This is a genomic window from Gillisella taibaishanensis, from assembly GCF_001938985.1.
Classification (GTDB): Bacteria; Pseudomonadota; Alphaproteobacteria; order Rhizobiales; family Rhizobiaceae; genus Allorhizobium; species Allorhizobium taibaishanense.
The window spans coordinates 197865-224389 of sequence record NZ_MKIN01000020.1; the positions used below are offsets into that span (position 1 = coordinate 197865).

Sequence of the window (26525 nt, forward strand, 5' to 3'; positions counted from 1 at the left end):
CCCGGTTATCAATCAATAAAGCGGGCAAGCTCATCTGGCGTTCCCTTTGGAAAGGTGGCCTTCAGATACTCCAGGAAGGCCGACACCCGCGTGCTAAGCAGCCGTCGTGTCGGATATAGCGCCCAAAGTGCCGTTTCAAATCCTTCCACATCTCCCCAACTGACCAAGGCGCCTACCGCTAGGTCTGAACTCGCCAGTGACAGAGGGAGACGTGCTGCGCCGAGGCCAGTGCGCACCGCATCGCGGATCATGATGAAGGAAGAGAGGCTAAGAACCGGCCTCACCATCAGGCGCGATTGTCCGTCCGCCGTCGTGATCTCCCAAACATCGCCTTGAACCATTGGCCCACGAATGATGGCAGGAACGGTTTCCTGATCGGCGGGTCGCGGCAGGTCCGGGCTCGCGACAACGACCATGCGGTCGTGCAGAAACACGCGACCGACCAGACTTTCATCCGGTTCCGGATTGACGCGAATGACCAGGTCATAGGCGTCTTCGATCATGTCGACAGCTCGATCTTCCGTGGTGATCTCCAGCTGAACCTCCGGATATTTCCGCACGAAGCCGGCGGCGAGCTTGCCCATCGCCGTCTGGGAAAATAATAGCGGCGCGCTGATCCTCAACCGGCCGCGAGGGCTATGCCCGCCGGATGCGATTGCTTTGGCCGTCTCGTCTAACTCGGTCAAAAGCGTCGCTGTCCGCTCGAACAGCGCCCGCCCTTCCTGTGTCAGCCTCAGCACCCGCGCGCCGCGCTCGAAAAGACGTAGCTCAAGGCTCGCCTCGAGTTCGCTAACGCGCCGCGAGAGCGTCGCCTTTGGCCGGCCAGCCGCGCGAGCCGCTTTGCCAAACCCGCCATGACGAGCAACCAGATTGAAATCTGCCAGCGCCAGTAGATCCATATGTTCCACCTGTGAGACGATCTGTCCAAATACTGCGTCTATCGGAAAGAATATGGATCACTAAATTCACGTGTGTCAACGCAAGCAAACTTATCCGACCCAATAGGAGTAGAGACCATGACTATTCTCGTTACTGGTGCCACCGGCCGTGTTGGCCGCCATGTCGTCGATCAACTCATTCGTCGCGGCGCCAAGGTGCGCGTCTTGACCCGTGACCCCGCAAAGGCTGACTTTCCCGCTGATGTCGAAATTGCCCAAGGCGACTTGCTCGATATCGATGCCTTGCGCCGTGCCTTTCAGGGAGTGCGCACGTTGTTCCTGCTCAATGCCGTGACCGGCGATGAATTCACCCAGGCGATCATTACCTTGAACATTGCTCGGGAAGCCGGTGTCGAACGGGTCGTCTATCAGTCGGTCTTCGATGCCGAGGGCGCGGTAAATGTGCCGCATTTCGCCGTAAAATCGGGCGCCGAGCGTATGCTGCGGCAGATGGGATTCAGCGCTACCATCCTGCGCCCGTCCTACTTCATCGACAACGAGTTGATGATCAAGGACGTTATCCTTAATCATGGCGTTTATCCGATGCCGATCGGCTCCAAGGGTGTTGCAATGGTCGATGCCCGGGATATCGCCGAAATTGCTGCGATCGAACTGATCCGCCGTGACCAGGCGCCGGGCACTCTTCCAATCGAGACCATCAATCTTGTTGGTCCAGACACTCTGACGGGCCCGCAGGTGGCCGCTATCTGGTCGGATTTGCTCAGCCGGCTGGTCGTTTATGGTGGTGATGATCCGAGCGGCTTCGAGCAGAACATGGCAACGTTCATGCCGAAATGGACGGCCTACGAGATGCGGTTGATGGCCGAGCGATATGTCAGCGACGGGATGATTCCGGAAGCCGGAGATGTCGAGCGTCTGACGCGAATGCTAGGACGTCCGCTTCACAACTATCGCAACTTTGCGGCAGAGATTCTGCGCGCAGCGTGAGAACCACGCTCTTCGCCCAGGTCCGTTGGGAGGAGCAATATTATATATGGCGGGCCTAGAGAGCAGATGCTGGGCAATTGCAATGCCCAGCTTTCTCCGTGAGTGGTCCGATCATTCCCACTCGATCGTGCCTGGTGGTTTCGACGTCACGTCATAAACCACGCGGTTGATGCCGCGGACTTCGTTGATGATGCGGGTGGCGGCGCGACCGAGGAATTCCATGTCGTAATGATAGAAATCCGCTGTCATGCCGTCGACCGAGGTGACGGCGCGCAGCGCGCAGACGAATTCGTAAGTACGCCCGTCGCCCATGACGCCGACGGTCTGGACCGGCAGCAGCACGGCAAAAGCCTGCCAGATGGCGTCGTAGAGGCCAGCCTTGCGGATTTCATCGAGATAGATAGCGTCTGCTTCGCGCAGGATATCGAGCTTCTCGCGGGTCACGCCGCCGGGGCAGCGGATGGCAAGGCCCGGACCGGGGAAGGGATGGCGGCCGATGAAGCTGTCTGGCAGGCCGAGCTCTTTGCCCAGCACGCGCACTTCATCCTTGAACAATTCGCGCAGCGGTTCCACCAGCTGCATGTTCATCCGCTCAGGAAGGCCACCGACATTGTGGTGGCTCTTGATGGTCACGGACGGACCGCCGGAGAAGGAAACGCTTTCGATGACATCGGGATAGAGCGTGCCCTGGCCGAGGAAATCGGCGCCGCCGAGCTTCTTGGCTTCGTCTTCGAAGGTCTCGATAAACAGCCGGCCGATGATCTTGCGCTTGGTTTCCGGATCGGACACGCCTTCCAGCTCGCCGACAAAACGGTCGATCGCGTCGACATGGATCAGGTGCAGATTGTAATGTTCCTTGAACATGGCGACGACATCGGCCGCCTCGTTCTTGCGCATCAGGCCGTGGTCGACAAGAATGCAAGTCAGCTGGTCGCCGACCGCTTCATGGATCAGCAGGGCCGCAACCGAACTATCGACGCCGCCGGACAGCGCGCAGATGACGCGCTTGTCGCCGACCTGGGCGCGGATTTGTTCGACCGCCTTGGCGCGGTAGGCCGACATGCTCCAGTCACCGGAAATGCCGGCGATATTGTGCACGAAATTCTGGATCAGCTTGGCGCCGTCAGGCGTATGCACCACTTCTGGGTGGAACTGCACGGCGTAATATTTGCGCGCTTCGTCGGCAATGAAGGCGAAAGGCGCGTTAGACGAAGTGGCAAGTACGCGGAAGCCCGGCGGAATCGCGGTAACGCGGTCGCCATGGGACATCCAGACCTGATGGCGCGAGCCGACTGACCAGAGGCCTTCGAACAGCTTGCAATCCTGCTCGATGTCGAGGAAGGCGCGGCCGAATTCGCGGTGGTGGCCGCCTTCGACCTTGCCACCGAGCTGAGCGCACATGCTCTGCTGGCCATAACAGATGCCGAAGATCGGCAGGCCGCTGTCGAAGATCGCCTGGGGAACGCGTGGGCTGTTGTCATCCAGTGTTGAGGCGGGGCTTCCGGACAGAATGATCGCTTTCGGCCTGAGCCGGGCGAAACCCTCTTCTGATGACTGGAAGGGAACGATTTCGCAGTAGACGCCGGTTTCGCGAACGCGCCGCGCAATCAGCTGCGTCACCTGGCTGCCGAAATCGATGATGAGAACGCTGTCGGGATGTGCTATCTGGGTCATGTCGAGCCTTTAATGAAAAGCGATGCTGCTGGCAATCCGGGAAATGCCGGAAGCATGAAAAAACCAATGCGTGACCCGGTGGACCGGATCAGAACCAGCCGGCTTAAAACCAGCCGGCTCAAAACCAGAAGGTGCCATCTTCCAGCGCCTTCACCAGCGCGTCGACAGCCTGGGCGAGATTGCGATCGACCACGTGGAGATATTCCGTCCAGTCGCTGACATGGTTCAGCTCCGCCTTGCCATCGGAAATGCCGCGCAGGCCGATGAGGGGCAGATTGAAGCTCTGGCACGCCCGCAGCACGGCGTAGGTTTCCATATCGACCATGTCTGCGTCGATACCGTCATAGACGGTGCCAGACACGATATTGCCGCCGGTCGACAGGCTGGCGGTTGCGACGCCCGGAATGCGCAGTGGCAGGTCTATGGCTGCCGGCAGATCGAGAAACGGCGTGCGGCCCTTCTCGAAGCCGAGCGGCGAGGCATCCATGTCGCGATAGGCAACCGAAGAGACCTGATAGACCTCCGTCTGCTCCAGCCTGGCCGATCCGGCCGAGCCGAGCGACACGACCAGATCCGGCAGGGCATTTTGAACCTGCAGGTCTTTCAGCGCCGCCGTCAGCACGATGGCCGCCTCGACCGGGCCGACGCCGGTCATCAGAGGCTGGATGCGCAGCCGAAGGAAAGGGCCATATTCCGCGTCGACCGCCATGACGAACAACACGGATTTGCCACAGACGGATTTCAATTCGAATGTCATTCCCGGATATCCTCACGGCCCCGCATCACCATCATGGTGCTGGTCATGGAGGCGATCAATTTGGCTGGACCGTCGCCGAGCGCATAGCCACGGCCATCGGCGACGATGATGGTGGAGCCGGGCTTGATGATTTCGCCTCGAAACAGAAAGCGCTCTCCGCGTCCGGGCGACATCATGTTGACCTTGAATTCGATTGTCAGCACCGAAGTATCGGGCTCGATCACGGTATAAGCGGCATAGCCGCAGGCCGTGTCCAGGGCTGCCGAAATCACGCCGGCATGCAGAAACCCATGCTGCTGGGTGAGCTTTTCGTGAAAGGGAAGCTCGATTTCGACAAGCTTGTGGCTGACCCGGGTCAGTTCGGCACCCATGGTCTGCATGGCGCCCTGACGCGCAAAACTCGCCTCGATCCGCTGCTGGATTTCCGCATCCATCTGGCTGCCGCCCTTCATCCCTCGCTTGCGCAGCCATTTGGCACGAGACGGCCGCTTGGGCAAGCCCTTGCGGCGCAACATGACCGGCGGGTCAGGGATCAGTTGAGCAGGAACAGGGCTCCATTGAGCACGCTGGCGAACCCGACCCAGGCTGCATAAGGAATGAAACAGGCGAGGGCCACCTTGTCGAACCTGCGTACCTGCCAGAGAAAGGCGAGGATCAGCGCCAGCATCGGCAGGATGACGATCAGCCCGAGCCCGGTGCTTTGCTGGCCGAAAAAGGCCGGCGACCACAGGAAATTGAGGATCATCTGGCCGAACCACAGCGTCATGGCCTTTGAACGCCGCGCGCGGCGCCAGATCCGCGCGCCGGCAAGGCCGATCAGCACGTAGAGTACGGTCCAGACCGGCCCGAACAGCCAGGCGGGTGGATTGAAGCTCGGCTTCACCAATCCGTCATACCAGTCGCCTGGCAGGTTGGAGAGGCCGATCAGGATGCCGATGCCGGTAACGGCGATCATGAAAATGAGGTTGGTAAGGGCGTTGCGCATGACGCTCGAATTTAGTGGCTGTCGCGTTTTTTGGAAGAGTGCGAAAGTCTAAGAATTCGCGCCACGAATATTCACGAGAGCCGGATGATGTGCTGGTCCCAGTTCACCGCCTCCTGGCTGTCGAGAAAGCGGCCGTCGTAGGAAGAGGTGGCAAAGCCGTGCCGAGCCGAGGCTATGCCCGCGGCTTCATTAAGGATGCCGGTCGCTTTGACCTTGCCGCTGGCCGCGTCAAGCACCACCGAGACGCCGCCGGCAGGAGAGGTTACGCCGACCAGTCCATCGCGCCTGTTAACGGCGATAGCTCCGACATAATTGCCAAGGCTGCGGGTGACCTCAGGCGGCAGGTCGATCCAGGTCAGCGCCTCGCCTTTGCCGAAATGGCCGATCAGGGGCGGCAGGTCGCGGCGCGGCCCTTCGTACTGGCAGGCGAACCAGATACGGCCATCGGCATCGAGATCGATATGGCGGGTCGAGACTTGGCGCAGCACTTCGGGCAGCTCGTGCTTTTCGACGAGGTCGCCGGTTGCGGCATCTGTCAGGACCAGTGAGGGTTCCATATGGTCGAGATTGAGCTTGGTGCGACCGAAATCCGGATTGGTCTCGATGCCGCCATTGGCGATGATCAGCAACTTTCCATCGTCGCTGACGCTCATGTCATGGGTGCCGATGCCATGGGCGGAAAATTCGCCGATCCGGCGAAAGCCGTCGGTCGCATCGTAAAGCCCGATCATGCCCCTGTTGTTGTCAAAATCGTTTTCTGAGGCATACAGCAACCTGCCATCCGGCGAGAAATGGCCGTGGCCGTAGAAATGCCGCCCGGCCGGGGCATTGACCACCACGGGTGCTATCAGGTTCTGCCGGTCGAAGATGAAGATAAACGTGCCGGGGCGACGGGCAAAGGCGGCGACTTTTTTGGCCGAGGAGGCAAGCCCGTGAGCACGGCCGGGCAGCGCAACGCGCGAGACGATACGGCCATCTTCTGCCAGCAGAGCTGCGCCAAAACTGCCGTCCGGCGCGCGAAAGCCCGAGGCATAGACGGCATCGGCCTGCACCAGCATCTCGGCTGCGGCAGGCGTCAGGCTGGCGAGATAGATGGCGCCGGCAGCTTTCAGGAAATCTCGACGGTCGATCAGCGCGCCGCGCATGGCGATCAGTCTCCGTCCGCGAAGGAGAAGCCCGCGCTGAGACCGACGCCGCCGCCCAGGCCGTCGCTGAGGTCGGTGATCATGCTGCGGCTGTTGTCGAGCAGGCTGACAAGCTTTTGGCGCTCGTCGGGCTTCGATACCGCCGCTTCGACGTCAGGTGTTATCGTCTTGGTGGTTTCGATCAGCTTGTCGGCGCGGGCGTTGATGGCGTCGATAACACCGCGCTTTGCCGGTGGCAGCAGGCTAGCGGCATTGGTGCCGTTCAGCAGGTCTTTGAGGCCGGTGAGATTTTCCTGCATGCTGGCGAAGGTCAGGCCCGAGCGCCAGAAAATCGCCTGTTTCGGCGCAATCCGGCCATCGGCGCCCTTGAAGAAGGTTTCGATCCGCTCGTCGCGCACCGTTTCCGTGCCATGGACGAGAACACCAAGCAGGCCGGTCACGGCTTCTGATGGCGTGCGGAACACGTCATTGTCGGGGCCCGGCTGCTTCCACGCCGCCTGTACGCCACCGGGGGCTTCCCAGAGGCTCGACAGTTCACCGGCCATGTTTTCGACATTGCCTGCGATCGCTGCGCCATAGCGGCAGCGGAAGTCGCCGTCCTTCTGAGCCAGGGTCTCCGCGCCGGTGCCGTAGAGCACATATTCCAGCGCGCCGAGGCCCTGGATTGCCACGCTTTTCTCGTGCAGCGACTGGGGATCGGCAAAGCTCTTGTCGTTGGAGGCAATCGCGCCCTGGATCTGCTTCAGCGCCAGGCCCTTGCGGTCGGGATAAAACAGGATGTGCTCGAAGCGGTTCTCCTCGATCACCGGTCCGACCCTGATAATCTCGATCCGCGCCCAGGCGCGCACGGCATCCCCAAATCCTTGCCTGGCCGCCTTAAGCGTTGCGTCTGACGGCGTTGCGCAAAGACTGTCCATGCCTGCATGCAGCGCCTTGGCCTTGTCCACGAACTGGCGGTAGCCGGGGCGGATAAAGCCGTCTACTGCCTTTTCCATGACGGCGGGAACGGCATCGGTCTGTAGCGCCGTCGCATGAGGTGCGGCCTCTTGCGCAAAAGCCGGTAAAGCGGCGGAGAGGGCGAGGATCAGGCTCAAGGTCAGGGAACGCGGGTTCGGCATCAGAGAGACTCCAGAAACGTGATCAACGCCTTGCGGTTAACAGGCGTCATGGATGCGAAAGCTTGGCGGGCCTGCTCGGCCTCGCCACCATGCCAGAGGATGGCTTGCGGCAAGGACGATGCTCGCCCGTCGTGCAGATAGGCTTGTCTACCGACCTTGCCCGTCAGCCCAAGCCCCCAGAGCGGCGGCGTGCGCCATTGCCGGCCTGTGGCCAGGCCCACCTGCTGCCCGTCGGCAAGTTCCGGTCCCATATCATGCAGCAGGAAATCGGAATAGGGCCAGATCAGCTGGAAGGAGAGCGCCGGATTGGCGGCATCGCGGCGCGTCACATATTTCGGCCTGTGGCAGGTGGCGCAGCCAGAGGCATAAAACAGCGCCTTGCCCGAGAGAACCTCGGCCTTTGCCACATCCCGGCGTTTCGGCGGCGCGAGCGTCTCGCTGTAGAAGGTCATAAGATCGAGAACCGGCGGCGGTGCCTCGACAGTTCCAAGCCGCTTTTGCACGCCATTCGGCATGGCAAGACAGACCTTTTCTGCCGCCGTGCAATCGCCGGCATGGCGCGGATCGTCGGGTGAGGAGATACCGATATCGCCGGCAAGCGCGCTTGCGGACTGGTCGCGGACGCCGGCATTCTCCGCCTTCCAGCCAAACCGGCCGATCCTGACATCGCCGGTCCTGTGGTCCCGCACCTTGGCAACGGTGCCAGATATGCCTTGCCCGGCTTGAGCCTGAGCCTCGGCATTGCCAAGAATATCCTCGTCGGCGATTGCCTCGATCAGGCCCATACCGATCATCGGATTGGCGATGCGCGGCGACAGAATGGTGTCGGCTCCAAGCGGTCCGTAAGCCAGCTTGTCGATCCGGTAGGCGGGAACCTGCAGCACCTCGGTCTCGCCACCGGACAGGCTCACGGTCTTTGGCTGATAGGTCACAGCCATCTGCCCTTCGGCAGCAAGGCCGGGCACGGCGCGATCCTGCAATTGCCGGCCATAGGTTTCGTCGCCGAAATTCAGCGCCTTCAGGGCAGCGATCTCCGCCTTTTCCGTGTCCGTATGGGCGGGGCGGGCAAGCCGCAGAAACATCGAGGTGGCATCGCCATTTGGGCCGGGTGGATGGCCACGTCCGCCGCGCTGATGGCAGCTTTCGCAGGAGCGCGCGTTAAACAGCGGCCCCAGTCCATCGGAGGCCTGGGTGGAGGAGGGGGCGGAAACCCAGAGCTTTTGAAATAGCGCCTCGCCCAGCGAAAATTGCTGCTGCTGGTCGAAACTCAAGGTGGCAAGCGGATGGGTGAAGGCCTTGGCGTCTGCGGTGCCGGTAAAAGTCGCAGCCCCCGCACTCATCACTTCGAAAGCTTCCGGCTTGGAAAAATCACCGGTCGGAGCGGTAACGGTCTCGACCCTTGCTCGGTCCGCGGGAGAAAGATCCGCACGCGGCTCTGCTGTGGCGTTCGCTACCAAAGCGGTCAGCATGACCAGGGTCGTTGAAATGATACGCAAAGGCGCTACCTCGGCAAACGAATGGCCGCGACCATGAAGGCAGCGGCCATTCGAAGATGCATGATCTTACTTGAAGACGGCGCTCGGGTTGTCGAGGCTGTCGGAGCCTTCCAGCTTGACTTCGCCAAGGTCGAGGTCAGCGACGACGCGCTGGATCGATTTGGTCTGGTCGATCAGGCCATCGATGCCGGCCTGGACCGTCGCATTGCCTTCCTTGTTGTTCTCGGCAATCATCTGGTCATAGTGCTCGACGGTCTTGGCGCGCTTCACCAAGGCGGTCATAGCCTTCATCGTGGTGTTGAGCTTGGACTTCATTTCCTTGTCCAGCGCCTTGTCCTTGGCGGCCACCAGATCGGACAGCGACGGACCGGTCATCTTGGTGCCGTCAACGCGGGTGTATTTGCCTGTGTAGGCCGAACGGATGCCAAGCGCGTCGTAGTAATGGGAGTTATGCGTGTTGTCGGAGAAGCAGTCATGCTCTTCTTCCGGATCGTGCAGCAACAGCCCAAGCTTCATCCGCTCACCGGCCAGTTCGCCGTAAGACAGCGAGCCCATGCCGGTGAGGATGGCCTTCAAGCCCGACTTAGGATCGGCCAGCAGCGTCTTGGTGGCTTCGCCTTCCGGCTTCCAGGCGTCAACCATTTCCTGCAGGTCGGACACCAGCAGCGTAGAGGCCGACTTCAGATATTGAGCGCGACGGTCGCAATTGCCGCCGGTGCAATTCTTCAGGTCGTAATCGGTATAGGGACGGTTGCCGGCGCCAGGACCAGTGCCGTTCAGATCCTGGCCCCAGAGCAGGAATTCGATGGCGTGGTAGCCAGTCGCGACATTGGCCTCGACTCCACCCGCCTGATGCAGCTTGTTTGCCAGGAAATCGGGCGTCAGATTGGTGGCATCGACTTCTTCGCCATTGATCTTGATCTTGGTATTGGCGATCACATTGGCAGTAAAGAGCGCGTTGGTGTCGCTCTCGGTCCCGTAGGACTTGTCGACATAGTCGATCAGGCCTTCGTCCAGCGGCCAGGCATTGACCTTGCCTTCCCAGTCGTCGACGATCTTGTTGCCGAAGCGATAGACTTCCGACTGCTGATAGGGAACGCGCGCCTTGATCCAGGCGGAGCGAGCCTTGTTGAGCGTCGATTTGCTGGGCTTGGCGAGAAGCGCATCGATGGCGGCATCGAGCGTCTTTGCCGTGGTCAGCGAATCCTCGTATTTCGCCTCTGCCAGGTCAGCGTAATGCTTCAGCACCGCATCGGGCTCAGGCGCCTTGGCGGCCGGCGCGGCAAACGCGGTGGAGGCGATGAAAAGCGCCAGTCCGGCGCCGATCATGAATGGTCGAGACATGCCCTCTCCTTTGACGCTGTCAGCGTCGTTCTTCGTCGATGGCCTGTCATGGAACAAAATTAAACTAGTGTCAAACAATCAGGAATAGCCCCTGAAAAATAGGGGCTAGCTGACCGATTGTTGTAGAAGTCGGGCCTTAAATTAGGCCCGAACCATCCGACAGAAAAAGAACCCATCGGTATCAGTTGTACCTGGGCTAAGCGTCAGGCCGGCACCATCGGCCGTCGTCGGACGGGCAGCGGCGGGACCAAACAGCGCTGTCCAGCGCTCCAGCATAGGCTTTGGCGAAAACTGCGGATGATCGGCAATGAATGCTTCGATCTGCCGATGATTTTCCTCCGGCAGCACCGAGCAGGTGACATAGATCAGTTCGCCGCCGGGCTTCACATAGGTCGCGGCCTCTGTCAGCGCCTGCCGCTGCTGGTCGATCCGTTCCTGGAGATTGCGGTCCGTCAGCCGCCATTTGGTATCGGGGCGGCGGCGCCAGGTACCGGTGCCGGTGCAGGGCGCATCGACCAGAACCTTGTCGAAGCGGCCGGCAAGCGCCTGCAGCGCGGCAACCCGGTCGTGCACCTGGACGTTATGCGTACCAGCCCGTTTCAGCCGTTCGATGATGGGTGCCAGCCGTTTGCGGTCACTGTCATAGGCGTGGACCTGGCCCTTATTGCCCATAGCAGCCGCCATGGCGAGCGTCTTGCCACCACCGCCGGCGCAGAAATCCAGGACCTGCTGGCCCCCGGTCGCTTCCACCAGGGCGGAGACGATCTGCGACCCCTCATCCTGAACCTCGAACCAGCCCTTTTGGAAGCCAAGTTCGGCAGTCACGTTCGGCAGTCGCGACGGACCTTCGCCGGGCTCGATGCGAATGCCGATCGGCGAGATCGCCGCCGGCTTGGCATCTGCGTGAGACAGCGCCTTGACTACCTTTTCACGGTTGGCCTTCAGGGTGTTGGCGCGCAGATCGAGGCTGGGGCGCACGGTCAGCGCCTGCGCCTCGCGCAGCCAGTCGGCGCCGAACACGGCTTCGAAGGATGGTACGATCCATTCGGGGATGTCGCCCTGGACGAAAAATGGCGCGTCCTCAAGATTACGGCTGGTGAAGGCATGCTTCTGAGCGTCGCTGAGCGGGGCAGGGGCAAAGCTGTCGCCATCGAGATCGGCAGCAAGGGCGTCCGCTGCAAGCCCCCATTGCCGCAGCAGAACCGCGTAGGCCAGGGCGGCCGGGCTATCATCGTCCATCAGATAGGCGTGGGAGAGTTTCATCCGAAGCGCGTCGTAGACGATATTGCCGATAGCGGCGCGATCACCGGACCCGGCAAAACGATGGGCGAGGCCCCAATCTTTCAGCGCATCGGCCACCGGCCTGCGACGTGTCTCGATATCGCTTAAAACCTCGATTGCTCCGGCAAGCCGTCCGCCCAAACGCATGATCGTCTCCTTGGTGATCCATCAGACCTTGCGTGGTAGCGATGAAACCCGGTCGGGGCAAGCACGTATCATGGCATCAAGCCGCAGACTTATCCCACCAGTTCGTAGCAAACCTTGGCGGTGCCGCTGCTCACCATGCCGATATCGGCGGCGGCTGCCTTGGAAAGATCGAGGACTCGACCCTTGATGAAGGGGCCGCGATCGTTGATGCGCACAACGACGGTCTTGCCATTGTTGCGGTTCGTGACCTTGACCTTGGAGCCGAAGGGCAGCGACTTGTGGGCGGCCGTGAAGGTCGAAGGATTCATGCGTTCGCCGGAAGCAGTCTTGGAGTATACCGCGTACCAGGAAGCACCACCGCAGCCATTTGCTGCAAAGGCCTTGATAGGGCTGAAAGCAACAAGAGAGGTAATAGCTGCTGTGACGAGAATGGATCGACTGAAAGGCACCAAAATCTTCGTTTCCCTTTGCTGTTTCTGAGACGAAATTTGCGTAGGGAGGCTTAAGCGTGGTCAAAAATGGCAAAAAAGTGCCCCAATCAATCACGGAATGTTACATTAAGATATATTCGTGATCGACCTGCTGAATTAATGATTTGGTAAGTTTTTAGAAAAACTGTTTAAAATCAGCCTAAAAACAGAAAAATATTGCGTACTATATGTTTGTGAATCGATCACGAAATTTTTTTCCGAAGTTTTGAAAAAAGACGTCGGGAAAGCAGCCTCGCTCGGGAGAATGAGGCGAAATTGGCGCAATTTCTGAGCGAAATCGAGGGTGTTTTAGGAATGAATGTTCAGGTGCTATCCGCGCCAGCGCCCTGAGGTCCAGAGCTGCGAGAGCGATACCCGGTAATCGGGATAGGTAAAGGAGAAGCCCAGCGCCCTTATCTTCTCATTCCTCACCCGTTTGCTCTCGCCGTAAAAGGAGCGGGCCATGGGCGACAGTTCGGCGGTCTCGAATGCCTGTTCCGGCGGTGGCTCCGCCGCCATCAACCGTGCGGCCTCGGCGACCACATCCTGCGGCGGTGCCGGCTCATGATCGGTGATGTTGAAGATGCCGCTCTCCAGGCGATCGGCCAAAAACAGAGTGGCCGCAGCGATATCTTCGACACGGATGCGGTTGAACACCTGATCCTTCTTGACCAGACGGCGGGCATTGCCCTCGGCAAGATTGACGAAGCCATTGCGGCCCGGCCCGTAAATGCCCGAGAGCCGCAGCACCGCCAGCGGCAGAGAGCAAGCGGCTGACACTTCTGCCCAGGCCTGCTCGGCCTCCACCCGCTCCACCGAGCGGTCCGAGACCGGCTTGCAATCCGTCTCCTCATCCACCCAGGCGCCCTGGTGGTCGCCATAGACGCCGACGGTCGACAGATAGGCGATCCATTGCAGCTTGGGCATCACGGTTTTCAAATTTCCGCCGGTCAGCCGCAGCAGCGGATCGCCGTCGCGGCCGGGAGCGATGGACTGCACCAGATGTGTGGTCTGCGCCATCGCAGCCAGAAGCGGCGCGGAGAACGCGTTTCCATCAAAGACCAGCGGTGTGATGCCGAGGCCGGCGAGCGCTTCTGCCTTTGCTAGCGAACGGCTGGTGCCGTTTACGGAAAAGCCAGCTTCGGCAAAGCGCTGGCCAATGGCCTTGCCGGAAAAGCCGGCACCGAAAATCATCAGGTTCATGAGGTCACTCCAACAGCTAGCCATTCGGCCCGAACGTCTTCGTCGGGCTCTTTGTCTTTATAAGAAGCGAGGGTGGAAAAATCGGCCGACGTCATTAGCCGCGATAGAGCCCAGACGGCCATGCCGCGTACATCCGGCGACGCATCGTCCAGCAGCGCCTTGCATGGCGCAATCAACTCGCCGGAGCCGGAATTGCCAGCGGCGATCAGCACGTTGCGCACGAAACGGTCACGCCCGATACGCTTCACCGGCGAGCCGCTGAAATGGCTGCGAAAGCCCGTGTCGTCGAGAGCAAGGAAGGCGGCGATCTCGGGCGCCTGCAGATCCTCGCGGGCCTGAAGCTTGATCTCGCGGGCCGTCGCGGCAAACTTGTTCCAGGGGCAGGCAGCCAGGCAATCGTCGCAGCCATAGATGCGATTGCCGAAGGCGGGGCGCAGGTCCCGGTCGATCACGCCTTTATGCTCGATGGTCAGATAGGAAATACAGCGTCGCGCGTCGATCTCGTAGGGGGCCGGAAAAGCTGCGGTCGGACAGGCATCGAGACAGGCGCGGCAGGAGCCGCAACGGTCGCGTTCCGGCGCGTCCAGTTCGAGATCCGCCGTGGTGAACATGCTGCCGAGAAACAGCCAGGAGCCGAAGTCTCGGCTGACCAGGTTGGTATGCTTGCCTTGCCAGCCAAGCCCGGCGGCGGCGGCAAGCGGCTTTTCCATAACGGGAGCGGTGTCGACAAAGACTTTCACATCCTCGCCTGCCCGTGCCGCAAAGCGGGTCGCCACTTCCTTGAGCTTGCCCTTGATGACATCGTGATAGTCGCGGTTGCGGGCATAGACCGAAATTGCTGCCTTTTCCGGCTCGGCCTGCAACAGGCGCGGATCACTGTCAGGACCGTAATTCAGCCCGAACATCACAACGGAACGTACCTCCGGCCAGAGCACCTTTGGATCGCCGCGCCGCTCGCGCGTCTCTTCCATCCAGGCCATGGTGCCGTGATGGCCGGCCTTTATGAAGGCAGACAGCCGTGCCGGTGCCTGGGGAATGCTGTCAGGCCCGGTGATGCGACAGAGATCGAAGCCCTTGTCTGCGGCTTCCTGCTTGAGGAAGGCGGTCAGCTTGCCAGCGCGTATTCTGGCCTTTTCCGCCTCTCGCCCGGGCTTGTCCGCCTCAGCCATCATCCGTCCCGTCAGAAATCCAGATCCGCATAATGCGAAACCGGGGTGAGGCCGCGCACCCGCTCGGCAAGAAGCGGGCGGAAGGAAGGCCGCGATTTCAGCCGCTGATACCAGTCCTTGGCAACAGGCGATTCTGCCCAGTCGATTTCTCCAAGATAATCCAAGACGGAAACCGCCGCGCCCGCAGCAAGATCGCCGTAGCTCAGCCGGTCGCCGGCAAGCCAGGTGCGCGAGCCAGCCAGCCAGCTCAGATACTTCATGTGCTGACGGATATTGCCCCGCGCGGTGCGCAGTACCTTGGAATCCGGAGCGCCGCCGCCAAGCCCATTCGGGATCTGCAGCTTGAACACCCGTTCGCGCGCCAGGGGCCGTGTCACGTCCTGTTCCATCTTCTGCAGGAACCAGTCGACCAGGCGGCGGATCTCGGCGCGCTGGAACGGGTCTTCGGCCAGAAGCCGGCGGTCGCGCTTTAGCACGCCATGGGTTTCGTCGAGGAATTCAGAAATTACCGTGCCGCCGCAGAGCGTGCGCATGTTGTCATCGACATAGACGGGCAGCGTGCCGGCGGGATTGAGGTTTAGGAATTCCCGCCGCTTTTCCCAGGTCTGCTCCTCGACCAGATCTGCCTGGAACCCGTATTCCGACAGGATCAGCCGGACGAAACGGGAGGTGGTCGACATGGGATGATGATACAAAGTGGGCATTGCTGGGATACTGTTCCGGTTGGGGCGGTTATCGGTTGTCGTCTGGCTGTCTCGGCGGCTTGTTCAGCGACCATCCTTGCGGGGGCATTCTTGCTGGGCATTCTCGCTGGTCAGGGAGCCAACCTTGCGTCTATAGGAATTTCATTCCGTCATACAAGCGAATCGCTTTCCTTGTCACGCCTATCAAAGGACAATCCATGGAAGATCAATCGATCGTCAGCGCAGTTCTTCTCGGCCTCATCGAAGGGCTCACGGAATTCATCCCAGTCTCCTCGACGGCGCATGTGTTGCTGGCCGGTCATTTTCTGGGGTTCAACTCGCCGGGCAATACCTTTGCCGTGCTGATCCAGCTCGGTGCGATCCTCGCCATCCTGACCGTCTATTTCCACAAACTGCTTGCCATCGCCACCGCCCTGCCCAGCGATCCCAGAAGCCGCCATTTCGTGCTGGCCGTGCTGGTCGCCTTCCTGCCCGCCGCCATCATAGGGGCGATCGCCCATGATTTCATCAAGGCCGTGCTGTTTGAAACGCCGATGCTGATCTGCGTCATGCTGATCGTCGGCGGTGTCATTCTTCTCGTGGTCGACAAGATGACCTTCAAGCCGCGCTATACCGACGTGATGGACTATCCCCTGTCGCTCGCTTTGAAGATCGGCTTCTTCCAATGCCTGGCAATGATCCCCGGCACCTCGCGCTCTGGCGCTACCATCGTCGGCTCGCTGCTGATGGGTACCGACAAGCGCTCCGCCGCCGAGTTTTCCTTCTTCCTTGCCATGCCGACCATGCTCGGCGCTTTCGTGCTCGATCTCTACAAGAACCGCAATGCGCTGAGCTTCGACGATGGCATGTTGATCGGCGTCGGCTTCATCGCCGCCTTCATCTCTGCCCTGTTCGTGGTGCGCGGCCTGTTGGACTTCGTCTCGCGCCGGGGCTACGCGCCTTTCGCCTGGTGGCGGATCGCTATCGGCATTGCTGGTCTAATCGGCCTGCTCGTTCGCGGATAAGGCGAGTGATATAGCCATGCTTGAGGCGTCGCGTGAACAGCGCGGCGCTTTTTTCGTGCCATAAAGCCTGTCGCGTTTAATTGCCTGCAATTAAACGATAACGTACATGCGACAAAAGAAGACCTAAAGCGTGTCGCCGTGAATCCTACTCACGGCGACACGCTTTAGGCGTTCGGTGAAACGCATAAGGTTTGAAAAGCCGATGCGGACCGCTGTCGCGGTTCGCGATGCGTTGGCCAAAGTGAGCGTCGCGCGTCAAACCTTCTTACCCAATCTGACAGCACCAGGCGACGACGCAGCAGAACCGCGCAGAGCCAAGAGTCCGGAAAGTAAGAGAGAAGGTGCTGCGATCAGCTGCTGTTAGCGGGCGATCGAAGCAGTGCTGCAGGGATCAACGCCATAGGCGGGGGCGCAATTGCCTTTGCGGGCTGCGACCGTCGACGGGGCGATGAACGAACCTGCGATGACAACCAATGCCGCACACGCAAAAAACAGTGCGATAGATTTGCCCATGAAATGAGAACCTCAGAAGTCTGTGATGTGGCGGGGCGCGAAGATCGCCGGTCCCATGCGCTGACCCGTCTTTACGCACGGGCTACCGCAACATCAATAGCCGAATGTGCTGAACCAGCGGTTAATAAAACAAATTAATTGCTGCGACTTTTGTGCAACGCCAAAACAGCCGAACGGCGCCTCTGGTAAAGGCGCCGCTCTGGCTATCTTGCTCTAAAACCTGTCGCTTCAGGCAGCCTTGCCCGTGCGCGTATACTGGCCGTGCGGGCGGAAATGCACCAAATACGACGGCAGGACGGCGGCAAGGGCGCGTGGCTGGATACCGAGGCCGGTTAGCGTGCGACCATCCTTCTTGGCGGCTTCCGAAACGACGTTGTCGCTTTTCAGCAGCGTCAGCTGGTCGTTGGTCAGTGGCGGCGCAACGAGCGGGATCAACGAGGCGACGGAGGCCATCAGCGAGGCAACGCCGAAGGGGATCGAAACGAGCGGATTGCTGCGATCGATAACGCGCAGCATTTCCTCAAGACATTGACGGAAAGTCAGCACTTCAGGACCGCCAAGCTCGTAGATGCCGGGCGCAGCCTTGCCATTGGCGGCAAGTGCGACGGCCTCGGCCACGTCCTCGACGAAGACGGGCTGGAACTTGGTCTTGCCGCCCCCGATCAGCGGGAGGCATGGGAGAAGGCGGGCCATGCCTGCGAACTTGTTGAAGAAACCGTCTTCCGGACCAAACACGATGGAGGGGCGCAGGATGACGGCGCCGGGCGCGACCTTCAGAATGGCTTCTTCGCCCCGCCCTTTGCTGGCGGCATAGGCGGAGGCGGATTTGGAATCGGCGCCGATGGCCGAGACATGTACCAGGCGAGCGCCTGCCGCAGTGGCGGCTTCAGCGACGGCACGCGCGCCGAAATCCTGGACGGCGTCGAACTTGTTTCGGCCGGCTTCCATCAGGAGGCCGACGCAGTTGATGACGACGGATGCGCCTTCCACGGCTTTGGCGACGCTATCGCGGTAGCGCAGATTGGCCTGGGCCAGCGAGATCTGCCCGACATTGCCAAAGGGCAGCACGAAGCCGGCGAGATCCGGGCGGCGCACGGCGACGCGCACGCGGTAGCCACGTTGCGCCAGCACCCGCACCACGTGCCTGCCCACGAACCCTGAGCCTCCGAAAACGGTCACGAGCGGCGGAAGATTTGCGAGTGTCATAGAGAGCTCCTGCGGATCGGAATATCGGACCAAGTCGTCTGCTGTCTCATATCGCTATTGCCTTTGAAGGTGAAGCGGAATCATCCGGGCGCGGCCATGCGGCGTCGCCTGGATTAAGGAGATACAAATAAGATAGTGCAGCACATCAAAGATCGAGTGGCGCGCCCGCGAAAATTGCTGAACGCGAGGCGCCAGAATGAGGTTTGCCGGTGGCTCAGAGTGTTTCCGGGAAAAGTGGAAACCGGTTTTCCGTCCGGAAACACGTAAACACTCTAAAGAGCACCTTCGACGAGCACGATCTCACCATCGGCCACTTCCTGGCGGATCTTGACGGCCGCCTGGTATTCAGGCGAGTGGTAGCAGTCATAGGCGGCCTGGAACGAGGGGAATTCAATGATGACGTTGCGGGCACGGCCGGGGCCTTCCACGGCGTCGGTTTTGCCGCCACGGGCAAGGAATACGGCACCGAAACGTTCGAAGGCAGGCTTTGCCGTCGAGACGTAATCCTTGTAACGTTCAGCGTCGCGGACGTCGACGCGAGCAATCCAGTAACCCTTTGCCATCAAAACACCTCTTTCGGTTTCTTTCTGGTGATCGGCGAAATTTGCGGCAAGGTCAAGCGGCGAGATTGCGGGGCTGATCGTGATTTATCTCGCTGGTTCTCACGGCGATATCGATGCATGGTCAGGCCAGAGTGGTGTCAAGCCCGTCCGGGCGCAGTTGAAGGCGGGGTCAAGGTGGACATTATTCGCAAGCCGACACGGCAATCATCAAGACCAGGCAAGGTATCGGCATCGGCATGGCCCTTGCTGGCCGTCCTTCCCTTGCTTGTGGCAATGCCCGTTGAGGCGCAAACCGGCGCGTCTACCGCGCCGCCGCCGGGCCATGGAGCCGTCGCCAAACCCTGCGCATCCTCCGTTTACGACGATCTGCGCAATGCGCCGATCGAGGCCGACAGCGTGTTGCGCATCGCCTGCAAGGTCGAGTTGAAGCACGACGATCTCGTCATGCAGAACCTGGAACTCTCTGGCGCGGAAGCCAGCGGCGTCAGTATTGATTGCCATGGCGGCGTCATCGGTCTGCCTGGGCAGGTGCCGAAAGGCGCGCCTCCCACGATCCGCATCGCATCGCTGCGCAAGGAGGATGGCAGCTGGAGCGTTCCGCGCGACATCGTCATCCGCAATTGCAAGATCTATGGCTCGATCCACATCATGGGGCTCGGCGCCAATGGCGAGGCTGAACTGGTGCGCCAATCCTCCCTTAACCGCAATCACACCGAATATGCCCAATCGGCCGCGCCGTCAGGCGTGGTGCTTGATAATCTGACCATTGTTGCGGACGGACCGATTCCGCTTTATGTGGCTCCCGGCGTCACCCATGTGACCCTGTCCCATTCGGTCATTCAGGGGCAGACAAAGGGCTCGGCCATCTATCTCGATGCTGAAAGCGCCTATAACACCATTTCCGGCGACCGGTTCGAGCTTGGCACCCGCAGTCGCGAGATGATTGCGGTGGATGGATCGGCTCACAACGTCATAGAGGCTAACAGTTTCCTGAATGCCGTGCATGGCGGCATCTTTCTCTATCGCAATTGCGGGGAGGGCGGCACGATCCGTCATCAGACGCCCCAGCACAACAAAATTGCCGGTAACAGCTTTGTCTATGAGGACGCCGTTCGCCCGCGCCCGGCGATCTGGCTCAATGCGCGAGAAGCCTGGCGCAATCTCTATTGCTATCAGGACCCGCCGGCACCTTTCGGCAGCGGCGCCGACAACCGCAGCTTTGCCGATTTCAACACCGTCACCGGTAACAGGATTACCGGCGGCGATATCGACCTGATCCGCGACAAGGGCGACAACAACGTCCTGAGTGACAACAGTGCCAAGCCGCATTGAGCATTTCCAACAAAAGTGCGTAGCGGTTTTGTGTCTGGAAATACGGTAAAAAAGGTCAGAGTATTTATGCGTTTCCATGAAACGGGGAAGTGCTCTGAGCCGCGAGGTTCAGGCCAGGGCGGTCTTCATATCCGACAGAATGGCTTCGGCGGCAGCCTTCGGATCGGCAGCGCGCACGATCGGCCGGGCAACGACCAGATGGCTTGCGCCGGCGCCAAGCGCTTGCGCAGGTGTCATCACCCGTTTCTGGTCTCCGGCATCGGCGCCGGCAGGGCGAATGCCCGGCGTGACCACGGCCATGCCAGGACCGAGAATGGCGCGCACTGCTTCTGCCTCCTGCGCCGAGCAGACGATCCCGCCCATGCCGGCTGCCTTTGCCTGCGCGGCGCGCTTGAGCACGAGATCCCTGGCATTGACCTGATAGCCGGCATCGGAGAGATCGCCGTCATCCATAGAGGTCAGTACGGTCACGCCAAGCAGGCAAAGTCCAGAGCCATCGGCCGCAGCGACGGCGGCCTGCATTGCTTTTGGATAGGCATGCAGCGTCAGCATCGTCATGCCCATCTTGACGATATTCTCCACCGCCGAGGCAACGGTGTTGTCGATGTCGAGCAACTTCATGTCGAGGAAGACCTGCTTGCCGCTGCGGGCGAGATCGCGGGCAAATTCCAATCCGCCGGCAAAGGCCAGCTGGTAGCCGATCTTGTAGAAAGCCACGGTATCGCCCAGCGTTGACACCAGCTTTTCGGCGTTCGCCACGGTTGCGACATCAAGGCCCACGATCAGGCGGCTGCGCGGATTCATGACCAATCTCCCTGCCAGGTTTCCATCGCGGTCCAGTCGCATGCAACGCGTCGATCCGCAAGGCTAAAGCAGAAGAGATTACCGCCACCCCCAGGCTGATCGGCATCTCTGCCGATCGCGCGTCCCTGAAGATGGCATTTCAGCAGCGTGCCGACGCCGCCATGGCCAATAAAGGCAATCGGGACCGATGGATCGTGATTGGCCAAGGCCTCTTCGATGGCGCGGTGGATGCGCGTCTGCGCATCCACCGCTCGCTCCCAACCATGAAAGCTCTCCTGCGGATGGGCGAAGAACCAATCCGCCGCCTTTTCAAAGTCCGGCGGCGCAAGGAAGCCGGTGGCGGAGCGGTCGTTTTCATGCATGGCCTCTACCGTTTCAACATCGAGGCCAGCAGGCTGCGCCAGGATAGCGGCGGTTTCCACCGCCTTCACCTCTGCGCTGCTGATGACCCGGCCGAGGCGTCCGACCCATTCTGCCTTGGCGGTCGCTTCGGTGCGCGCCCGCCCGTGTGCCGACAGCCCCCATTGCGGCACGGGCACATCAGGATCTATCTGCACCTGCGGATGGGTGATGTAGACGGCAAACACGTCTCGTTCCTATCAGCGGCGGCGATAAAGCCAGAGCTGGGCCGGCGGAATATTGCGGACCACGAAATCGAAATGCTCGATGAAATAGCTGCCGCCTTTGGCGATGATCGGCGACATCGGTCCGTAGGAAATCTGGATGACAGGGCGACCATGCGGCACGCGGTCGAGCAGGTCTTCCAGCAGTCGAATTCTGTCCTGCATCGGGAAATTCAGCATGGGAACGGCGGAGATGACACAATCGAACGAGAGGCCGGATAGCGGCCCCAGCGTCTTTTGCAAATCGAAGGCATCGCCATGGACGAAATTCACGCCGGGAATAGTCTCTGTCAGATGCCGGTGAAACTCGGCGGAATATTCGACCGAGACCAGTTTGTCCGAGGTAATACCACGCGCTAGGATCGCCTTGGTGATGACGCCGGTGCCCGGACCGAGTTCCAGAACCGGTAGCCCGCTTTCCGGCCTGACGATGCTGGCCATGCGGCGCGCTGTTATGGTCGATGTCGGAACGATGGCGCCGACAAGCTTCGGCCCCTGCATCATGCCCTTGAAGAAACGGATTTCCTCGTCGAACTTCTTCTCCAGCCGTTGCTTCAGGTTGAGCTTCATTCCAAGTCATCTCCTAATAAGACATGCTTTGCCTGTCATGGGCGCACGAGCGGCATGTTGATGTGATTTGTCGCGAAAACAAGACAAAATGGCGCACATGTGAAAATTTTGTGTCGAGAATCACTTTAGCGGCCGCTCAGCCAAGCCCGGTTTCGCCTGCCTAAACCGATTGTGCAAACATGCAAACGCCGCCCCGAGAGCCCCCAGGACGGCGTTAAAAGCGGCAGTGCGATGGCGGATTTTAAACGCGCATCGGCATCAGGACATAGAGCGCGTCATCGCCGGCGGTGTCGCGGATCAGCGTCGGCGAACCGGCGTCGGCGAGAAGGAAGATGGCTTCCTCGCCGGACAGCTGCGCGGTGATGTCGAGCAGATATTTGGCATTGAAGCCGATTTCCATCGCGTCGCTATCATAGCCCACGGCCACTTCTTCGGTGGCGCTGCCGGAATCGGGGTTGTTGACCGTCAACAGCAGATGCCCGTCGCCGATGGCGAGCTTCACCGCCCGGCCGCGTTCCGAGGAAATGGTCGAGACGCGGTCCACGGCGCGGGCAAAGCTTTGGCAATCGACCCGCATTTCCTTGTCATTAGCCTGCGGAATGACCCGCTGATAGTCAGGGAAGGTCCCGTCGATCAGCTTGGAGGTCATGACGATCTCGCCGATGTTGAAGCGGATCTTGGCGTCCGATACTTCGAGCGTGACGATCAGGTCGGGATTGTCGACCAGCTTCTGCAATTCGCCGACCGTCTTGCGGGGAATGATGATGCCCGGCATGCCTTCGGAGCCGGACGGTGCCTCGACGTCGGCCCGGGCGAGACGGTGGCCGTCGGTTGCAACGGCCCTGAGCTTCAGCTTGCCGTCCGCTTCGATCGTGTGCAGATAAATGCCGTTGAGGTAATAGCGGGTTTCCTCGGTCGAAATCGCAAACTGGGTGCGATCGATCAGCATCTTCAGGTCCGACGCCTTTAGCTTGAACGAATGGCTGAAGCTGCCGGTGGTCAGGTCAGGAAAATCCTGTTCCGGCAAGCATTGTAGCGAGAATTTCGAGCGGCCCGAGGCCACGGTCATGCTGGCGCCGTCAGGATTGGTGGACAGCAGCACCTCGGCGCCATCGGACAGCTTGCGGACGATTTCATACAGAAGATGGGCAGGAACCGTGGTGGCGCCGGCTTGTTCGATGTTTGCGGGCGTACCCTCGGTGATTTCCAGATCGAGATCGGTCGCCTTCATCGACAGGCTCTGGCCCTCGGCACGCAGCAACACGTTCGAGAGGATAGGAATGGTGTTGCGCCGCTCGACCACCCGATGAACATGGTTCAGGGACTTTAGAAGATTGGACCGTTCAAGAGTAATACGCATCGACGCTGCCACTTTCGACCTGTGCGATCCGGCCAGCAATCTTGGCCGCGGATCGGCTTGCCTTGGTCCGGACGGTGGATGTCCGGCTTGATTGGGACCGGCAAAATGGCAGTAAAACCGATCAGAATGCAAGGGGCTGGTGGCTTTTGCCAAGGCTTGGTCGCCGCTTTCCACCACAGATCGCGCCCTTGCGCTTGCGATGACGCAGCGCCTCGCCCATAACAGGAGGGTACCGTGCTTGGCGGGGCACCCTTCTGAGGCGTCCGGGCGTGGTGAGTGGGAAAGCAAGCGTGGCGGAAACTGACATCAAGCCGGATGACGGACAGAAGACCTTCCGGCTGCATGACCGTGCGGTCAGTGCTCGCCCGGTCGAGCCGGCGCTTTATCTGGTGGCGACGCCGATCGGCAATCTCTCCGACATTACCTTGCGGGCCTTGGAAATCCTGGCTGGCGCCGATGTTCTGGCCTGCGAAGATACCCGCGTCACCCGCGTGTTGCTGGATCGCTACGGCATTACTACACGCCCCTATGCCTATCATGAACACAATGCCGCCGAGGTCGGGCCGAAGCTGATCGAGGCGCTCGCTGCCGGCAAATCGGTAGCACTGGTGTCGGATGCCGGCACGCCGCTGGTCTCCGATCCCGGCTATCGGCTGGGGCGTCTTGCCATCGATGCGGGCTTTCGCGTCGTGCCGGTTCCAGGTCCGTCCGCGCCGCTCGCGGCACTGGTCGGTTCAGGCCTGCCAAGCGATGCTTTCCTATTTGCAGGGTTTCTGCCCACCAAGGACAAGGCCCGCCGAGACCGGCTGGCGCAATGGGCAACGGTGCCGGCAACCATCATCTTCTTCGAATCGCCGCACCGCATCGGGGCAACGCTTGCCGCTGCAGTGGACGTGCTGGGCGCTGATCGTACAGCCTGCGTTTGTCGCGAACTGACCAAGACCTTCGAGGAGTTCCGGCGCGGCACGCTCGCCGAGCTTTCTGCCTGGTACGACGACGAGCGCCAGGTCAAGGGCGAGATCGTCCTCGTCATCGCCCCGCCGGACGCCGCTGCGCCGCCCGAGGCCGCCGATGTCGACCGCCTGCTCATGCAACTCGCTGCGACCTTGCCCACCTCAGGCGCAGCAACCGAAGCGGCCCGCCAGACCGGTCTGCCGCGCAAGGACCTCTATCAAAGACTGCTGGAACTCAAAGACGGGACGTGATTTTGGGGACGAAGACGAAAGGGCAGGGGCAGGCAACGACGTTATCGCGGGTTATGAGGGGCCTTTTGGGCCGCTGGTCGGACAGCGGTGTGCACACAGGCAATTACATTCCCGAAATCGATGTGCTGCGCGCCGTTGCCGTGGCCGCAGTCGTACTGTTTCACGCGGGCCTGCCATTCTTTAAAGGCGGTTTTCTCGGTGTTGACGTCTTTTTCGTCATCAGCGGCTTTCTGATTGCCCGAATCTACGCCACAAGCGGCGTAAATTATTCAGCTCTTGCCTTTTATCGCAGGCGGTTCCTGAGAATCATTCCGGCTTTGATCGCAATGATTCTTCTGGTCCTGCCCTTCGTCTGGCTCGTCCGCTACGGAGCAGTTTTCAGCCAGTATCTGCGCAACGCACTCTATTCCTTGCTGTTCGTAGCCAATTTCGACTTCTGGAACCATGTCGATTATTTCGGTCCGACCAATGATGAAGTGCCGCTGCTGCATGTCTGGAGCCTTTCCGTCGAAGAGCAGTTCTATCTTGTCGCGCCGCTCATCCTCTTCTACTTCCGGCGCTTCCGTTCGATGCGGGGGCTTTTGGCCGCCGCATTGATCCTTAGCAGCCTGATCCTCAGTTTCGTCCTGGATCGCTTTGCTCCGGATGCTGGATTTTTCCTCATGCCCTCCCGCTTTTGGGAATTGGCGGCCGGCGCTGTGGTCGCCTTCCTGCCCCTGCCCGGGGGCATCAGGCCCGGCAATCAGTTGGCGAGCCTCGGGGGGGCTGTTCTGCTCGTTCTAATGCTGGTTCTTTTCATGTCCTTTGGCGAGGAATACACGGTCCAGACCATCGGGCGATTGATCGCCGTCTTGCTCGCAGCCGCCTATCTCGCCTTGTTTGGCAGGGGCGATCACAAGATGTCTTTGGCTCGGATTGCGCCGCTGCGCGGGCTCGGAAAGATCAGCTACAGCCTTTACCTCTGGCACAATCCGCTGCTCGCCTTGCTCAGCCTTCAACTCTTTCGGCCCTCGACACCTATTGTCGTCATCCTGACGGTCTGTCTTTCTGTCGTCCTGGCGGTCATCAGCTATACCCTGATTGAAAATCCGTGGCGGCGACTGGGAGGGGCAACGACTGCCAGCCAGGCTCTGTCGTCGTCCCTCGTTGGGGCCTTGCTGATCCTGCTGCTGATCAGCGTGCCCGGCTATCTCGCCACCGGTGGCTTCCGATTTGATGCGCGGGCGAAATTGGTTCTGGAGGAGGCACAGACCCCCGTTCCGGCTGAATTTTCGTCGCATTGCTTCTTGGAAGGAAAGAGCGGTATCGCGTCCTTTCCGCAAGACTGCAAAAGCGCCATCGGTCCGCAATCCACTTTGGTCTGGGGTGACAGCTTTGCCCACCACCTTGCCATGGGCCTGCGCACTGTCAGGCCTGATATCGAAGAATTGAGTGCGGCAGTCTGTCCACCGACGGTGCATATATTTTTTCGCGGAAACCCTCGATGTGAAGGCCTTAACGATCAGGCCATTGCCGAGATCGCACGTGCCCACCCGGCACGCGTCATTCTAACCGCTTACTGGTCGCATGCCGAGAACTTCAATGCATCGCTTGCCGTTGAGAAGACTGTCCTGGAGATCAAAGCCAAATCGCCACAGACCGAAATCATCCTGGTCGGCAGTCCCCCGATCTGGCGACCGAATCTGTCACGGCTGATCTTGCGAAATAATGTCCCGCTTGAGCAGGACGATCTGGAAAACCGGTCTCTCGGCGAAGTTGCAGCCTCTGATGCGGACCTCAAAGCCGTTGCGGAGCGGAACGGCCTTCGATTCATATCCTTGAAGGATATGCTTTGTCATGGCAACGTGTGCCGAAGCTGGGTGAACACGCTCGGTCGCAGAGCATTGGTGACAATGGATCTGGGTCACTTTACCTATGACGGATCGGTTTTCGTTGCCCGGCAATTATCACTCGGAAACTGAGTGCC

25 protein-coding genes are annotated in these 26525 nt (G+C 60.3%); 5 read left to right on the top strand and 20 right to left on the bottom strand.

What is annotated here, in order from left to right:
- Nucleotides 1-8 precede the first annotated feature (8 nt).
- Complete coding sequence (locus BJF91_RS06130) at nucleotides 9-899, bottom strand: LysR family transcriptional regulator (protein WP_075613599.1); 891 nt, start codon at nucleotides 897-899, stop codon at nucleotides 9-11.
- 117 nt (nucleotides 900-1016) lie between these two features.
- Between BJF91_RS06130 and BJF91_RS06135 the strand changes: the two genes are divergently transcribed.
- The gene (locus BJF91_RS06135) at nucleotides 1017-1886 is read left to right on the top strand and encodes an SDR family oxidoreductase (protein ID WP_075613600.1); all 870 of its coding nucleotides are present in this window, start codon (nucleotides 1017-1019) and stop codon (nucleotides 1884-1886) included.
- Between the two features lie 111 nt (nucleotides 1887-1997).
- On the opposite strand, the gene guaA is transcribed toward BJF91_RS06135, so the two are convergent.
- The 13 genes from guaA to BJF91_RS06200 all read right to left on the bottom strand — a co-directional run bounded on the left by guaA (nucleotide 1998) and on the right by BJF91_RS06200 (nucleotide 15379).
- The gene (gene guaA, locus BJF91_RS06140; protein WP_075613601.1) at nucleotides 1998-3560 is read right to left on the bottom strand and encodes a glutamine-hydrolyzing GMP synthase; all 1563 of its coding nucleotides are present in this window, start codon (nucleotides 3558-3560) and stop codon (nucleotides 1998-2000) included.
- 118 nt (nucleotides 3561-3678) lie between these two features.
- Nucleotides 3679-4317, bottom strand: a complete 639-nt coding sequence (locus BJF91_RS06145) for a 5'-methylthioadenosine/S-adenosylhomocysteine nucleosidase (protein WP_075613602.1) — start codon at nucleotides 4315-4317, stop codon at nucleotides 3679-3681.
- On the bottom strand, nucleotides 4314-4751 hold the full coding sequence (locus tag BJF91_RS06150; RefSeq protein ID WP_083943215.1) for a PaaI family thioesterase: 438 nt from the start codon (nucleotides 4749-4751) through the stop codon (nucleotides 4314-4316). Before BJF91_RS06150 ends, BJF91_RS06145 begins: the two co-directional genes overlap by 4 nt.
- A gap of 98 nt (nucleotides 4752-4849) precedes the next feature.
- Nucleotides 4850-5302 (bottom strand): TspO/MBR family protein, encoded by a 453-nt coding sequence (locus BJF91_RS06155; RefSeq protein ID WP_075613604.1) that lies wholly within the window; start codon nucleotides 5300-5302, stop codon nucleotides 4850-4852.
- 71 nt (nucleotides 5303-5373) lie between these two features.
- On the bottom strand, nucleotides 5374-6447 hold the full coding sequence (locus BJF91_RS06160; RefSeq protein WP_075613605.1) for a DUF1513 domain-containing protein: 1074 nt from the start codon (nucleotides 6445-6447) through the stop codon (nucleotides 5374-5376).
- Nucleotides 6448-6452: 5 nt separating this feature from the next.
- Nucleotides 6453-7565, bottom strand: a complete 1113-nt coding sequence (locus BJF91_RS06165) for an imelysin family protein (protein ID WP_075613606.1) — start codon at nucleotides 7563-7565, stop codon at nucleotides 6453-6455.
- Nucleotides 7565-9034: a di-heme oxidoreductase family protein gene (locus BJF91_RS06170; protein ID WP_083943217.1), complete on the bottom strand. Its 1470-nt coding sequence runs from the start codon at nucleotides 9032-9034 to the stop codon at nucleotides 7565-7567. Before BJF91_RS06170 ends, BJF91_RS06165 begins: the two co-directional genes overlap by 1 nt.
- 93 nt (nucleotides 9035-9127) lie before the next feature.
- Nucleotides 9128-10405 (bottom strand): imelysin family protein, encoded by a 1278-nt coding sequence (locus BJF91_RS06175; RefSeq protein WP_075613607.1) that lies wholly within the window; start codon nucleotides 10403-10405, stop codon nucleotides 9128-9130.
- A gap of 141 nt (nucleotides 10406-10546) precedes the next feature.
- The gene (locus BJF91_RS06180) at nucleotides 10547-11833 is read right to left on the bottom strand and encodes an RsmB/NOP family class I SAM-dependent RNA methyltransferase (RefSeq protein ID WP_075613608.1); all 1287 of its coding nucleotides are present in this window, start codon (nucleotides 11831-11833) and stop codon (nucleotides 10547-10549) included.
- Between the two features lie 89 nt (nucleotides 11834-11922).
- On the bottom strand, nucleotides 11923-12264 hold the full coding sequence (locus tag BJF91_RS06185) for a septal ring lytic transglycosylase RlpA family protein (protein ID WP_234801569.1): 342 nt from the start codon (nucleotides 12262-12264) through the stop codon (nucleotides 11923-11925).
- A 369-nt stretch (nucleotides 12265-12633) separates the two neighbouring features.
- Nucleotides 12634-13506, bottom strand: a complete 873-nt coding sequence (locus BJF91_RS06190) for an SDR family oxidoreductase (protein WP_075613610.1) — start codon at nucleotides 13504-13506, stop codon at nucleotides 12634-12636.
- A complete protein-coding gene (gene queG / locus BJF91_RS06195) occupies nucleotides 13503-14675 on the bottom strand; it encodes a tRNA epoxyqueuosine(34) reductase QueG (protein ID WP_075613830.1) in 1173 nt (390 codons plus the stop codon). The genes BJF91_RS06190 and queG overlap by 4 nt, the downstream gene beginning before the upstream one ends.
- 11 nt (nucleotides 14676-14686) lie before the next feature.
- A complete protein-coding gene (locus tag BJF91_RS06200; RefSeq protein WP_075613611.1) occupies nucleotides 14687-15379 on the bottom strand; it encodes a glutathione S-transferase family protein in 693 nt (230 codons plus the stop codon).
- Between the two features lie 197 nt (nucleotides 15380-15576).
- On the opposite strand from BJF91_RS06200, the gene BJF91_RS06205 reads away from it, so the two are divergent.
- The gene (locus BJF91_RS06205) at nucleotides 15577-16383 is read left to right on the top strand and encodes an undecaprenyl-diphosphate phosphatase (RefSeq protein ID WP_075613612.1); all 807 of its coding nucleotides are present in this window, start codon (nucleotides 15577-15579) and stop codon (nucleotides 16381-16383) included.
- 741 nt (nucleotides 16384-17124) lie between these two features.
- Here the strand turns inward: BJF91_RS06205 and BJF91_RS06210 are convergent.
- Together BJF91_RS06210 and BJF91_RS06215 are read right to left on the bottom strand one after the other, a co-directional pair.
- Nucleotides 17125-18102 (bottom strand): complex I NDUFA9 subunit family protein, encoded by a 978-nt coding sequence (locus BJF91_RS06210; RefSeq protein ID WP_075613613.1) that lies wholly within the window; start codon nucleotides 18100-18102, stop codon nucleotides 17125-17127.
- Nucleotides 18103-18374: 272 nt separating this feature from the next.
- Nucleotides 18375-18665 (bottom strand): DUF1330 domain-containing protein, encoded by a 291-nt coding sequence (locus BJF91_RS06215; protein WP_075613614.1) that lies wholly within the window; start codon nucleotides 18663-18665, stop codon nucleotides 18375-18377.
- Between the two features lie 174 nt (nucleotides 18666-18839).
- Here BJF91_RS06215 and BJF91_RS06220 point away from each other — a divergent pair, with 174 nt between their 5' ends.
- Entirely contained in the window at nucleotides 18840-19997 is a 1158-nt protein-coding gene (locus BJF91_RS06220; protein WP_162843839.1) for a right-handed parallel beta-helix repeat-containing protein, read from the top strand.
- 108 nt (nucleotides 19998-20105) lie between these two features.
- On the opposite strand, the gene pyrF is transcribed toward BJF91_RS06220, so the two are convergent.
- The 4 genes from pyrF to dnaN all read right to left on the bottom strand — a co-directional run bounded on the left by pyrF (nucleotide 20106) and on the right by dnaN (nucleotide 23354).
- On the bottom strand, nucleotides 20106-20801 hold the full coding sequence (gene pyrF / locus BJF91_RS06225; protein WP_075613615.1) for an orotidine-5'-phosphate decarboxylase: 696 nt from the start codon (nucleotides 20799-20801) through the stop codon (nucleotides 20106-20108).
- Entirely contained in the window at nucleotides 20798-21388 is a 591-nt protein-coding gene (locus BJF91_RS06230; protein WP_075613616.1) for a histidine phosphatase family protein, read from the bottom strand. The genes pyrF and BJF91_RS06230 overlap by 4 nt, the downstream gene beginning before the upstream one ends.
- A 12-nt stretch (nucleotides 21389-21400) precedes the next feature.
- Complete coding sequence (pmtA, locus tag BJF91_RS06235; protein ID WP_075613617.1) at nucleotides 21401-21994, bottom strand: phospholipid N-methyltransferase PmtA; 594 nt, start codon at nucleotides 21992-21994, stop codon at nucleotides 21401-21403.
- 241 nt (nucleotides 21995-22235) lie between these two features.
- The gene (gene dnaN / locus BJF91_RS06240; RefSeq protein WP_075613618.1) at nucleotides 22236-23354 is read right to left on the bottom strand and encodes a DNA polymerase III subunit beta; all 1119 of its coding nucleotides are present in this window, start codon (nucleotides 23352-23354) and stop codon (nucleotides 22236-22238) included.
- A 269-nt stretch (nucleotides 23355-23623) separates the two neighbouring features.
- Here dnaN and rsmI point away from each other — a divergent pair, with 269 nt between their 5' ends.
- Both rsmI and BJF91_RS06250 read left to right on the top strand, forming a co-directional pair.
- A complete protein-coding gene (gene rsmI / locus BJF91_RS06245; RefSeq protein ID WP_075613619.1) occupies nucleotides 23624-24559 on the top strand; it encodes a 16S rRNA (cytidine(1402)-2'-O)-methyltransferase in 936 nt (311 codons plus the stop codon).
- Nucleotides 24560-24648: 89 nt separating this feature from the next.
- The gene (locus BJF91_RS06250) at nucleotides 24649-26520 is read left to right on the top strand and encodes an acyltransferase family protein (protein ID WP_162843840.1); all 1872 of its coding nucleotides are present in this window, start codon (nucleotides 24649-24651) and stop codon (nucleotides 26518-26520) included.
- Nucleotides 26521-26525: the final 5 nt, after the last annotated feature.

Bases quoted from the DNA above. Each gene is read 5' to 3' on its own strand.
- BJF91_RS06170 (WP_083943217.1), bottom strand. From the start codon at position 9,034: ATGCTGACCGCTTTGGTAGCGAACGCCACAGCAGAGCCGCGTGCGGAT.
- BJF91_RS06210 (WP_075613613.1), bottom strand. From the start codon at position 18,102: ATGACACTCGCAAATCTTCCGCCGCTCGTGACCGTTTTCGGAGGCTCA.
- BJF91_RS06180 (WP_075613608.1), bottom strand. From the start codon at position 11,833: ATGCGTTTGGGCGGACGGCTTGCCGGAGCAATCGAGGTTTTAAGCGAT.
- BJF91_RS06215 (WP_075613614.1), bottom strand. From the start codon at position 18,665: ATGGCAAAGGGTTACTGGATTGCTCGCGTCGACGTCCGCGACGCTGAA.
- queG (WP_075613830.1), bottom strand. From the start codon at position 14,675: ATGGCTGAGGCGGACAAGCCCGGGCGAGAGGCGGAAAAGGCCAGAATA.
- BJF91_RS06150 (WP_083943215.1), bottom strand. From the start codon at position 4,751: ATGGATGCGGAAATCCAGCAGCGGATCGAGGCGAGTTTTGCGCGTCAG.
- BJF91_RS06200 (WP_075613611.1), bottom strand. From the start codon at position 15,379: ATGCCCACTTTGTATCATCATCCCATGTCGACCACCTCCCGTTTCGTC.
- guaA (WP_075613601.1), bottom strand. From the start codon at position 3,560: ATGACCCAGATAGCACATCCCGACAGCGTTCTCATCATCGATTTCGGC.
- BJF91_RS06175 (WP_075613607.1), bottom strand. From the start codon at position 10,405: ATGTCTCGACCATTCATGATCGGCGCCGGACTGGCGCTTTTCATCGCC.
- dnaN (WP_075613618.1), bottom strand. From the start codon at position 23,354: ATGCGTATTACTCTTGAACGGTCCAATCTTCTAAAGTCCCTGAACCAT.
- BJF91_RS06145 (WP_075613602.1), bottom strand. From the start codon at position 4,317: ATGACATTCGAATTGAAATCCGTCTGTGGCAAATCCGTGTTGTTCGTC.
- BJF91_RS06130 (WP_075613599.1), bottom strand. From the start codon at position 899: ATGGATCTACTGGCGCTGGCAGATTTCAATCTGGTTGCTCGTCATGGC.
- BJF91_RS06205 (WP_075613612.1), top strand. From the start codon at position 15,577: ATGGAAGATCAATCGATCGTCAGCGCAGTTCTTCTCGGCCTCATCGAA.
- pmtA (WP_075613617.1), bottom strand. From the start codon at position 21,994: ATGAAGCTCAACCTGAAGCAACGGCTGGAGAAGAAGTTCGACGAGGAA.
- BJF91_RS06165 (WP_075613606.1), bottom strand. From the start codon at position 7,565: ATGCCGAACCCGCGTTCCCTGACCTTGAGCCTGATCCTCGCCCTCTCC.
- BJF91_RS06135 (WP_075613600.1), top strand. From the start codon at position 1,017: ATGACTATTCTCGTTACTGGTGCCACCGGCCGTGTTGGCCGCCATGTC.
- BJF91_RS06190 (WP_075613610.1), bottom strand. From the start codon at position 13,506: ATGAACCTGATGATTTTCGGTGCCGGCTTTTCCGGCAAGGCCATTGGC.
- BJF91_RS06160 (WP_075613605.1), bottom strand. From the start codon at position 6,447: ATGCGCGGCGCGCTGATCGACCGTCGAGATTTCCTGAAAGCTGCCGGC.
- pyrF (WP_075613615.1), bottom strand. From the start codon at position 20,801: ATGAATCCGCGCAGCCGCCTGATCGTGGGCCTTGATGTCGCAACCGTG.
- BJF91_RS06155 (WP_075613604.1), bottom strand. From the start codon at position 5,302: ATGCGCAACGCCCTTACCAACCTCATTTTCATGATCGCCGTTACCGGC.